Genomic DNA, 10,324 nt, shown 5'->3' on the forward strand with positions numbered 1-10,324 from the left:
ACAGCCTTTCCATTTCGATAATCGCTTGATTCGATGCGATAAAATCCTCAAGCTAACCCGGATTGGAAGCGGTGCTTGGGATCTGTAAAGTGCTGCTTCCCACGATAATCACGGCTCGTACTGCTCCGTCATCCTGAGACATTGTGCCGCACGGCACTTCACCAAATTTCGCTCATCCCACGCGTCAAGTTCTTTGACCGGATATAGCACCGCCTTTCCAATCTTCACGAATGAAGGTCCAACCCGCATTGATCGCCAGTTTCGCAGAGTGCCTACCGTGACCTCTCCGCGGTAGCGCTCGGACACTTCCTCAGGAGTAAGGAACTTATCGTGATCCACGACATCCATTCCTCTTCACCGATCCTTGCTCAGTAAGTGTCCATCTCGTCTGCCGATGAAAGATGCCGGTCAGCGCCGTCGTGCAAGATCGTAGATCGGGCGAGAATTTCGGAGCGGGCGGCCTGGGCTTCGCGCGCCACCTCCCGCTCGCCGGGCACAGGATCAAGGAGCTGAAGTAGTCGAGGAGCGTGACCGCGGCCGTCTATCCGATCGGCGAGTTAGGCATATTCGACCAGGGAGACCGGATCGTCCCCTTTGCCGACATTCGGAGCCCTTCCGGGAGCGCCAGCGCCAACACCCTGTCCGGCTGGGGCGGTGACGACGTGCTCCGTGGCGGGGCCGGGGCCGACCGGCTCGACGGCGGCGCCGGTAGCGATACCGCCAGCTACTACACCGGCACGGTCGGCGTGGCGATCAACCTCTCGGCCGGCACCGGGTCGGGCGGCGACGCACAGGGCGACACCCTGGTCGGCATCGAAAACGTCAACGGCTCGACCGGGGCCGATCAGATCACCGGCAACGCCGCGGCCAATGTACTGAACGGCTGGGCCGGGCAGGATGTGCTGCGCGGTGGCGGCGGCGCCGACCGCTTCGCCTTCACCGCTGCGAGTGATAGCAAGGTCGGGGCCGCCGACCGGATCACAGATTTCAGCCACGCCCAGGGCGACCGCGTGGACTTGTCGGCGATCGACGCTAACACTGGCGCCGCCGGCAACCAAGCCTTCAGCTTCATCGGCACCGGGCTCTTCACCCATCACGCCGGCGAGCTGCGCTATGCCTCCGACGGCACCGTCACCACCATCGCCGGCGACGTCAATGGCGACGGCGTCTCCGATTTCCACATCCAGCTGACCGGCGCCATCGGCCTCGTCGCCGCCGACTTCGTGCTATAGCGCCGGCCGACCAGTCCGTTAGCGGTATCCGCCGGTCAGGGCGGGTGCCGCCACTGCGCAACCTTCCCGACGGTCATTCTCTCGCCACTCAACCGGAATCGACAATTGGCCTTCCTGAGCGGGCGAGTTCGGCATCTGCCAACGATGGAGTGCAAAAATGCCCGCTCCGAGGAAGCCAGGAGAGCCGATGATCGTCAGCAATGGGCCGACGGCAGACCGGCAAAAAAAGCAACTGCTCTTGCTGTGCCTCATGACCGATCAGGGTCGCATCCGGCCGCGTCCGCTTCGTCGACGCGGCTACGATGGCCGGTTTCAGGCGCGTTCCGAGGTCCGGGTCGACCAAGAACGACCGGAGCCTGCGAGTTCGAGCGATGTCCGCTATCGGGGCGCCGCGGCTGTGGCCGGCTATCGCGCACTCCGGACTGACCAATCCGGCGGTAGTTTGCCGCGGACCGTTGCGCTGAGCAGAAGATTGAATAAGCAGCCGAGCACAGATTTCATAAAATAATACTCACCCCACTTCGTTCTTGGCTGCCTGAACCGCATGCTCGGTGGTGCCAATTGGTTTCGGCGCAATGCGCTCTGCATGATGTAAGATCGGTCGTGGCGTGATATTATTCCTTGATGGTGGAATTCGCAGCCGGCGCGCACATCGCGGCACCCATAAATTGATCGACATTCTCCAACTTCCCTACCGATGATTTCGGCTTGAGACGAAGAAGATGACAGCTCGGGTGCTAATCGTCGATGATATTGAAGCAAATGCTCACATTCTAAGTGTGATAGCAGAGGATCAATATTACGAAACACAGACGGCGTCGAGCGGGAGCGAGGCTCTGAACGCAGCGCGGGGTTGGCAACCGGACGTGATCATACTTGATGTGATGATGCCGGAACTGGACGGCTATGAGACCTGCCGACGACTGAAGTCGGACGAGCGCACCATGCATATCCCAGTTGTCATGGTCACTGCCCTGAACGGCTCGGCCGAAAAGCTGCGCGGGCTGGAGTGCGGGGCCGACGATTTTCTGACGCGACCGATCGACACCGAAGCCTTTCTCGCGAGAATCAAGGGGCTTGTTCGTCTCAAGCAACTCTTCGATCAGTGGAGGGCCCGGCACGAGACCACCCGAACGCTCGGCTTGGCTCCCGAGCCGCTTGGCAAGGTCGACGTCAAAGGGACCTATGCTCTCGTCGTCGATGACTGGGACCTCAGCGCGACCAGCGTTGAGAATGCGCTGGCCGAGGATGGCATCCACACGATCCGGGCTTCGAACGAGGAAGAGGCGGTCGCCGTTTCCGCCGTGGGCGAGGTCGATCTGATCATAGTCAATCTCTCGATGCGGGGCTTCGAGCCGCTGCGTCTCGCCTCGAAACTCCGGGCCAATGTCGTCAGCCGGGAAATACCGCTTCTCCTCATAGCGGAGCTGGACCATCGGGATCTCGTCCTTCGCGGTTTCGACCTGGGCGTGAACGACTGGGTCTCCAGGCCATTCAATCCGAACGAATTCAAGGTCCGCGCCCGCAATCAGATCCGGCGGAAACTGTACCAGGATCGGTTGCGAAGCGCGCTCGATGGCGCTCTCAAGATGGCGCTGATCGACCCGCTGACTGGCCTCTACAATCGCCGCCATTTCATGCGGCATCTGGAAGGCGTGCTGACGGAAGAGCAGGAGGCGAGCATTGCCCTGCTGATGATCGACATCGACAGCTTCAAAATCGTCAACGACCGTTTTGGTCACCAGGCCGGCGACGCAGCACTCAGATTGCTGGGCGAGAGGCTCCGCCAGGAGGTTCGAGCCATAGACCTCGTTGCCCGGTTGGGCGGTGAGGAGTTTGCCGTCGTCATGATCGGTGCCAGTCTTGACGATGTCGCCGGCACGGCGGAGCGGGTTCGGGCCAAGGTGGCAGCGCAGCAGTTCAACCCCACCGATGAAAGCCCTTTTCCGCTGACCGTCAGCATCGGCATAGCCATAACCCGAGCCTCCGACATCGGGATCGACGAGTTGATGCGGTCAGCCGACCGGGCGCTCTACGCCGCCAAAGCGCAGGGCCGCAACAGGGTTGAGCTTGCGCTGTCCGCAGAGGGCGAGCGAGGCCGGACCGCCACGCTTAAGCATCTGGCCTGCCTGCGTCGTTGAGATCGGCGGCTCAACCGGCCCAGACACCTATTCGGCCCGTTCGACCGGTCATCGTTTCCTTCCCGGCTGAGGGCCGAATTGGCGGGCGAAGCCGCTGCAAGCCGCGTGTCGCATCCCATTTTTACGGGCAAGCGATACCATTGCTTTCACGTCTCGCGAGCATAAGGCAATCTTTTTAGGTAATTCCCGTCCGTTGAGACAGCTTTCCGCCGTCTCGGAGTCGTGACGAATTGCCGCCGTGCCGATGCGGGAGGAGAAATTCATGTCCACCTTTGTTGCCCAGATTGGGGATACCGATGCGCACCAACCTGCGCTCACCATCCGACGCGATCCTAGGGCGGAAATGGCTGCGCGGCTGCCTGCCACCCTCCAACCATTCCTCTCCTGGCTGACCGCGAAGCCGGCCCCGGCAGAGACCTCGGTCGATCGATCTCCGATCCACTTCGTCCACCAAGCATGCCTCCTGGTCGCGGCAGGCTTGTTGTTCGGCCTGATGTCGACCTGGGTCCCGTTGGGGCCGGGCGCCGTCATGCTCCTCATTTCCCTGGCACTGACAACCTCCGGTCTCGGCGTGTTCCAGGTCGTCGTGTTCCATCACTGCGCTCACGGTACGGTGTTCAGCACGTGGGAACGCAACCGGGCCGTCGGTCGGCTGATCTCCGCCATCCTTCTGTTCAAGCATTTCGACCAGTACCGGCGGGAGCATATGCGGCACCATAGCGCCCGCAAGCTCCTCACCGAAGAGGACGAGTTTGCCGACTTCGTACTCGGCATGTGTCGCCTCGAGCCGGAATTGCCGAAGCGCGAGCTCCGGCGGCGCGTGCTGGCCAATGTCGTCTTTTCGCCCGGTTTCCACGTCCGATTTTTCCTTCGCCGCATCCGCGCGGCCACGCGGTCTCATGATCGGGTGCACAACGCGGTGGCGGCCGCCGCGCTCGCAGTCCCGACAGTGGCGTCGGTGTTCACGGGTCATGCCCTCATCTTTCTGATCATCTGGTTCCTGCCCCTGACCCTCCTGCTGCAGTGGGCGACGATCGGTCGGATCCTCTGCGAGCACCGCTTTCCCGAACCGGCACTCATCGCTGCGCGGGACAAGGAATTTGTCTGCATGGCGACGGCCGGCGTCTTCCCGGGCGTCCCTCCGCCACCCGTGCCGGCCTGGTCCCCTTCGGGCCTCTGCGCCTGGAGCAGCTGGTGGCTCAACATGCTGACGATCCAATTGATCGTTCGCGTTACCGTCTTGGTAGGGGACGCGCCTTGCCACGATTTCCACCATCGCCGTCCGGCCACCAAGCTCTGGACCGACTACATCCATGCCCGACAGCGGGACGTCGATGCCGGATGCCCCGGCTTCCCTCTGAACTATGGCGAGACTTGGGGCCTTTTCCGCGCGATCGACGAGAATCTCGCGACCCTGTCGGCGACACCCAGGGATGTCATCCCGACGTGGCCGCAATAGGACGCGGTCACCTCAGGCTTGGCGAATGCAGGGCGACCTGACGGGGCCGGGCACGGCGGATGCCGAGTCAGTGCTCTGCCTTGGGGGTGTCCATCCGCCCGGAGCTGCCGAGGTCGCCGGGGAAGACGATTCGGACGACCGTTCCGCGGCCCGGCTCGCTCACGATGGTGAGTGAGCCGCCATGGGCTTCGACAAGGCCCTTCGTGATGGGCAGGCCCAATCCGGTGCCGGCCGTCGTCCTCGTGAGCGGATTCTCGAGCTGCCGGAACGGCTCCATCGCGACCGCGATGTCCTCCGGCCGCATTCCGATCCCCGTATCGCTCACCAGAATATGGATCGACCTGTCTGCTGCGATCTCGACGTCGATCGTGACCCGCCCTTCGTGAGGCGTGAACTTGATCGCATTGCCGATCAGGTTGTCGAGGATCTGGCGAAGCCGGATCGAGTCGACGAGAAGGCCGAAGGCGGGATCGATTGACGAGACTGACAGGGTGACGCCGCGCTCCTCTGCCATCCCCTGTGCTGCCCGGACGGCGGCGCTCACCGCATGCTCGAGGCGGACCCATTCAGGCTGGATAGCGAGATGTCCACGGCCGATTGCCGAGTAATCAAGGATGTCGTTGATCAAATGCAGAAGATGCCGGCCCGAGCTTGCGATCTCGGCAGCGTAGGCATGAGATCGTTCGGCGGTCATGGTAGGCGACCGCTTTGAGTACAGGATTTCAGCGAGACCAATGATGGCATTCAGCGGCGTCCGAAGCTCGTGGCTGAGCGTGGCCAGAAACGCCGCTTTCGCCTCGTCGGCTTGCTCTGCTGCATGCATCGCTCGCCTCAATTCATGCTCCGCCTGCTTGCGGGCCAGCACGTCGATATAGACCGAGAGCCCTCCTTCGATGAGCTCCTGGTCGCCGCCCTCAAAGGCCCGGCTCACATTCGCCTCGGAGCGGTTGCCGATCATCAGCGCGTGGCCTGTCGTGCGGTCATATGCCCATAGGACATAGGGAAGTTGCAAAATACCTGTCAGCTCGTAGGCAGGAGGTTCGATCCTGGATTGCGCGGTGGTGAAGAAGAAGTCGGGAACGCTCGGTAGCGTGATGGGCGATGCTGCGGTCTCGCGCAGCCCGATCGCATGGGTCACTCGAAAATTGCGGTTCCCCGGGGCTTCTTCGACCAGCAGCGCTGCTCGATCGCACATGGCGTTGTCGACGACGACTTCCAGGATCCGATCACCAAGGTCGTTCGGACCGATCACGGTGTCCGCGAGACGGTGAGCCTCACGGATGAGCTTGGCCAGGGTTCGACTGCGTCGTGCCTCGCGGAAGGCCTGGCTCTGCTCCTCCTGCAGTCGCAGCAGGCGAGCGCCGAGGTCGTTGCACTCGCGTTGATAATAGGCGAGTTCCCGCTCCAACTGGCCGGGCGATGCGCCCGAAAGACGTCGCGAGCCGCCGCTCATCGAGCTGAGAGTACCGTGAGGAGGCCGGTCCAATCCAGCGGACGGCTGTAGCCGTCAAAGGGAGCGATCTCGACGCCGGAGTAGAAGCCGAGAAACGGGATGGCGGGATCCAGGCCCTCCGCGACCAGGCGGGCCTCCTCAATCGAGGCTCCGCTTCGAGCGCTGGCGCGACCGGCGCAGTCGATGTAGACCGCAAGGAGCGGCTGTCGACCTCGCTGCGCCTGGTTGATCGCACGGATTCCGTTCCGGACACTATCGAGCATCAACGCATTGTCCCGGGACATGATCTGAACGCGCGTTCCTTGGCGAAAATCCTTCTCGAACAGGGTGATCGAGCCGATAGCCCGGTTCGCCCGCAGGATCAGACGATTGACATAGAGGTTCTCGTCATAAGCGGCGTAGGGGTCCCCCTGCTTCTCACCGAGCGTGGCAATCAGCGATAGGTCATGCGACGAGGTGCTTCCCAGAGTGACGCCCAGCATCCGTTCGATCACGTCGAGCGCGGGGCGCCCGTCGAGCTCGAACACCTCGGCACCATCGATGCGCGTGATCTCCATGAAGGTGCTGACCGGCCGGCAGCCGTGCAGAATGACCGTCTCGTCCTTGAGCTCAGGAGGAAGGACCAGCGCCACGGCCGCATGCTTGACGACCGACGCTCCATCGAGGATCCAGGCATCCGACAGGTTCATATCGGTCAGCGTGCCGCCGCCGATCAATCGGATCCTGTGACCGGCGAGCCCCAATTGAATCCCATCCACCAGATCGCTCGCCGGATGCAGCCGAAGCGGTGATTGGTTGGCGACGCTGTCATAGAACATCAATACGACGGACTCTGGGGGTGTGATCTCCGCCAGTTTCTTTCCGAGCGCCTGGCCTGCCGCGTGCTCGCCTCCCAGCAAATCGCGGTTGACCACCACCTCCGGCAGGACATCGTCCTCTCCGAAGGCAACGAGCCCCACCTCCAATCCACTATAGCCGAGGCCGTCTCGCCAGATGACGCCGGCCGCAGATCCACCGACAATAGGGACCGAATTGCCGAATGCGGCCCGGAGAGCCGTGACGATCTCAAGGCCATCGTGCTTTCCACCACAAAATGCCAGAAGGAGGCGGGCGCGAGTGCCAGCCAGCCCCGCACAGCATTGCTCGATCGCGACTGCGGCCGAAGCACTTCTACCATGGCCAATTGCGACCATACGACCTCCTGTTGTCGGCCCTCCAAACGAAGCGCCGCTCAGCAAACCAGCCTCTCAAGTTAACCGATTACTATGCCGAGATGAGCCACAGATGTCGGCTCGGTGCCACTGCCTCCGGCCCAGGCTTTCCAACCAGAAATCCCTGCAGTCGTTCACATCCCAAATCCCGAACAATCTGCAACTGGGAAATATCTTCTACCCCTTCGGCAGTGACGCAGATACCCAACTCTCCAGCGAGTCGGATGATAGCGCGGACGATCGCAACGGCGCGTGGATTGGAAGGCAGGTCCGACACGAGACACCGGTCGATCTTCAGCCCGTCAAACCGGAAGCGCCGGAGCACATCAAGGGACGACCAACCGGCTCCGAAATCGTCGAGGATCACCCGGACCCCGAAGCTTCTCAACTCGTCGAGTACTCCAACAATCTCGTCGGACGCGTCGAGCCGCACCGACTCTGTAATCTCAAGTTCCAGGCGCGCTGGGGCCAACCCGCTGATCGCGAGCGCTGTCGCAACCGTCGAAGGAAAACCGGGAGACCGAACATGTGCAGCCGATATGTTGACCGAGACCTGCGCAGCCCAAGGCCAAGACGCCGCCTGCTGGCAGGCATCGCGAAGTGCCCATTCGCCAAAGAGAGCGATGAGCCCTGAAGATTCAGCGACCGGAATGAAGATGCTCGGGGATATAAAGCCCCGGATCGGATGGTGCCAGCGCATCAAAGCCTCGAATGCACACAAGCTTCCGTTGAGGGACTCGACAATTGGTTGAAATGCGAGAGAAAACTGGCCGTCCTGACGCGCGGTCAGGAGGTCCAGTTTTCCTGGCAGTCCTTGCCTCCACCCACGACGAAAGCGAATAATAACTTATCTCCTGTATGGGAGTATTTTCGGATGATCCTCCGGGGCCATCGACTCGGATCCGACTTTCGATATGTGGCCACTAGGCATCGATCGCGATACGGAAATTACAAGATATTAGAATAAAAGGCGCCTGACTGAGAAGCATGATTTTCGGGCTTGTACCGTCCGGCATCGGGGCTCTAGCCCGGAAATCTCACGGTGAGGGGTGCATCGGGGCTTTGAATCTGAGAAAATTGTTGTGCTGCAACAGTTTAACTCAGATTCGAGGATTGCCCCGATGCAGACGGAGTGTATCGCGGAACGGTTCGAGTTTGCAGCTGTCGAGAAGCGCGCTGTGGTGGCGGGGTTCGATGGGGGAAGCATCACCTCGGACGCCGGGGCGCTGCTGCTTGGCCTGGCGGATCGGGCGATCGGGCTGGTGAGCCGCTTCGCCGGCTGCTTTGAGGACTTCCGCGCCCCGGGACTGATCGAGCATGAGGTCAGGACGCTGGTCGGCCAGCGGGTGTTCGGCATCGCGCTGGGCTATGAGGACCTGAACGACCACGACCATCTGCGCCATGACCCGGTGATGGCGGTGCTGGCCGGCAAGCTGAAGCCGGTGCGTCAGCAGAAGTGCGCCGCGGTTGCGGGCAAGAGCACCCTGAACCGGCTGGAGCTGAGCCGGCCCGAGCCCAGCCGCTACAAGAAGATCAGCTATCGGGCCGAGGCGATCGAGGCGCTGTTCGTGGACCTCTTCCTGGAGGCGCATGCCAGCGCGCCGGACCAGATCGTCATCGACCTGGACGCCACCGACGATCCGCTGCACGGCGATCAAGAGGGACGCTTCTTCCACGGCTATTACGACTGCTTCTGCTACATGCCGCTCTACGTGTTCTGCGGCCGCCATCTGCTGGCAGCCAAGCTGCGCACCGCCAACCAGGACGCGGCGGCCGGGTCGGTGGAGGAGATCGCGCGCATCGTCGGCAAGGTCCGCGCGCGCTGGCCCGAGGTGAAGATCATTCTGCGCGGCGACAGCGGCTTCGCGCGTGAGGCCCTGATGGCCTGGTGCGAGGCGAACGGCGTCGACTTCCTGTTCGGCCTGCAGGGCAACGTGCGCCTGGTGGCCGAGATCAGCTCCGAGCTCGACCAGGCCCAGGCCGCCTCCCAGGCCGACGAGGACCGGCCCGCCCGCCGCTTCAAGGACTTCAGCTATCGGCCCCGCAAGAAGGCCTGGAGCCGCGCCCGCCGCGTCATCGGCAAGGCCGAGGTCACTCAGGGCGAGAAGAACCCGCGCTTCGTGGTCACCTCGCTCAGCGCCCAGGCTTGGCAGGCCCAGCCGCTCTACGAGCAGCTCTACTGCGCCAGGGGCGACATGGAGAACCGCATCAAGGAGTGCCAGCTCGACCTGTTCGCCGACCGCACCTCCAGCGCCACCATGAGAGCCAACCAACTGCGCCTGTGGTTCGCCTCCATGGCTTACGTGCTCACCTGCGCGCTTCGCCGCCTCGGCCTGGAGGACACCCAGTTCGAGAATGCCGCCTGCGCCACGCTGCGCCTGAAGCTCTTCAAGATCGGCGCCCTCGTCAGGATCTCGGTCCGGCGCATCAAGATCGCCATGGCCTCCGTCCATCCCTGGCGGCGCGAGTGGGCCACCGCCTACGCCCGGCTCGCCGCCCACGCCGCATGACGCGCCCGCCAAACCCACCCTTCAACAGCATCGAAACACCGCCGACCCCCACCTGCCGCTCCCGCGGGCCACGCCGTGCGCCCTCCGCAATAACGCATGCAATCCACGGCCCGCTCCAACTCCCCCTGGCCCGGCGTGAGATATCCAGGCTAGGCCGCGGCGGTCGGCTGGTATGGGTTGAGTCTCGCTCATCCCGTGGATTCCGGCATTGGAGCGCCCATGCGGTGTCTCCTTAGGGTAGCGTCCGGTCATGTCCGCTTCGTAGAGCCGGCTGGGACGGCCGCTTTCGGGCGCGCTCCGGAGTTCGGGCTGACCTAG

7 protein-coding genes are annotated in these 10,324 nt (G+C 62.8%); 4 read left to right on the plus strand and 3 right to left on the minus strand.

Annotated elements, in window-relative coordinates:
- Window positions 1-527: 527 nt before the first annotated feature.
- The 3 genes from AAHM41_RS36205 (at window position 528) to AAHM41_RS36215 (ending at window position 4,832) form a co-directional block, all read left to right on the plus strand.
- On the plus strand, window positions 528-1,232 hold the full coding sequence (locus AAHM41_RS36205; RefSeq protein ID WP_342241490.1) for a M10 family metallopeptidase C-terminal domain-containing protein: 705 nt from the start codon (window positions 528-530) through the stop codon (window positions 1,230-1,232).
- A 722-nt stretch (window positions 1,233-1,954) separates the two neighbouring features.
- Window positions 1,955-3,373: a PleD family two-component system response regulator gene (locus AAHM41_RS36210; protein WP_342241491.1), complete on the plus strand. Its 1,419-nt coding sequence runs from the start codon at window positions 1,955-1,957 to the stop codon at window positions 3,371-3,373.
- A gap of 262 nt (window positions 3,374-3,635) precedes the next feature.
- Window positions 3,636-4,832, plus strand: a complete 1,197-nt coding sequence (locus tag AAHM41_RS36215) for a fatty acid desaturase (RefSeq protein ID WP_342241492.1) — start codon at window positions 3,636-3,638, stop codon at window positions 4,830-4,832.
- A gap of 67 nt (window positions 4,833-4,899) precedes the next feature.
- Here AAHM41_RS36215 and AAHM41_RS36220 read toward each other — a convergent pair whose 3' ends face one another.
- The 3 genes from AAHM41_RS36220 to AAHM41_RS36230 form a co-directional block, all read right to left on the minus strand.
- On the minus strand, window positions 4,900-6,285 hold the full coding sequence (locus tag AAHM41_RS36220; protein WP_342241493.1) for a sensor histidine kinase: 1,386 nt from the start codon (window positions 6,283-6,285) through the stop codon (window positions 4,900-4,902).
- Window positions 6,282-7,478, minus strand: a complete 1,197-nt coding sequence (locus AAHM41_RS36225) for an FIST signal transduction protein (protein WP_342241494.1) — start codon at window positions 7,476-7,478, stop codon at window positions 6,282-6,284. Before AAHM41_RS36225 ends, AAHM41_RS36220 begins: the two co-directional genes overlap by 4 nt.
- Window positions 7,479-7,548: 70 nt before the next feature.
- The gene (locus AAHM41_RS36230) at window positions 7,549-8,340 is read right to left on the minus strand and encodes an EAL domain-containing protein (RefSeq protein WP_342241496.1); all 792 of its coding nucleotides are present in this window, start codon (window positions 8,338-8,340) and stop codon (window positions 7,549-7,551) included.
- Between the two features lie 277 nt (window positions 8,341-8,617).
- Here AAHM41_RS36230 and AAHM41_RS36235 point away from each other — a divergent pair, with 277 nt between their 5' ends.
- Window positions 8,618-10,006, plus strand: coding sequence for an IS1380 family transposase (locus tag AAHM41_RS36235; protein ID WP_342241495.1), 1,389 nt, complete (start codon window positions 8,618-8,620; stop codon window positions 10,004-10,006).
- The last annotated feature ends 318 nt before the right edge of the window (window positions 10,007-10,324 follow it).

The organism is Inquilinus sp. OTU3971 (assembly GCF_038440215.1).

Bases quoted from the DNA above. Each gene is read 5' to 3' on its own strand.
- AAHM41_RS36235 (WP_342241495.1), top strand. From the start codon at position 8,618: ATGCAGACGGAGTGTATCGCGGAACGGTTCGAGTTTGCAGCTGTCGAG.
- AAHM41_RS36215 (WP_342241492.1), top strand. From the start codon at position 3,636: ATGTCCACCTTTGTTGCCCAGATTGGGGATACCGATGCGCACCAACCT.
- AAHM41_RS36225 (WP_342241494.1), bottom strand. From the start codon at position 7,478: ATGGTCGCAATTGGCCATGGTAGAAGTGCTTCGGCCGCAGTCGCGATC.
- AAHM41_RS36210 (WP_342241491.1), top strand. From the start codon at position 1,955: ATGACAGCTCGGGTGCTAATCGTCGATGATATTGAAGCAAATGCTCAC.
- AAHM41_RS36220 (WP_342241493.1), bottom strand. From the start codon at position 6,285: ATGAGCGGCGGCTCGCGACGTCTTTCGGGCGCATCGCCCGGCCAGTTG.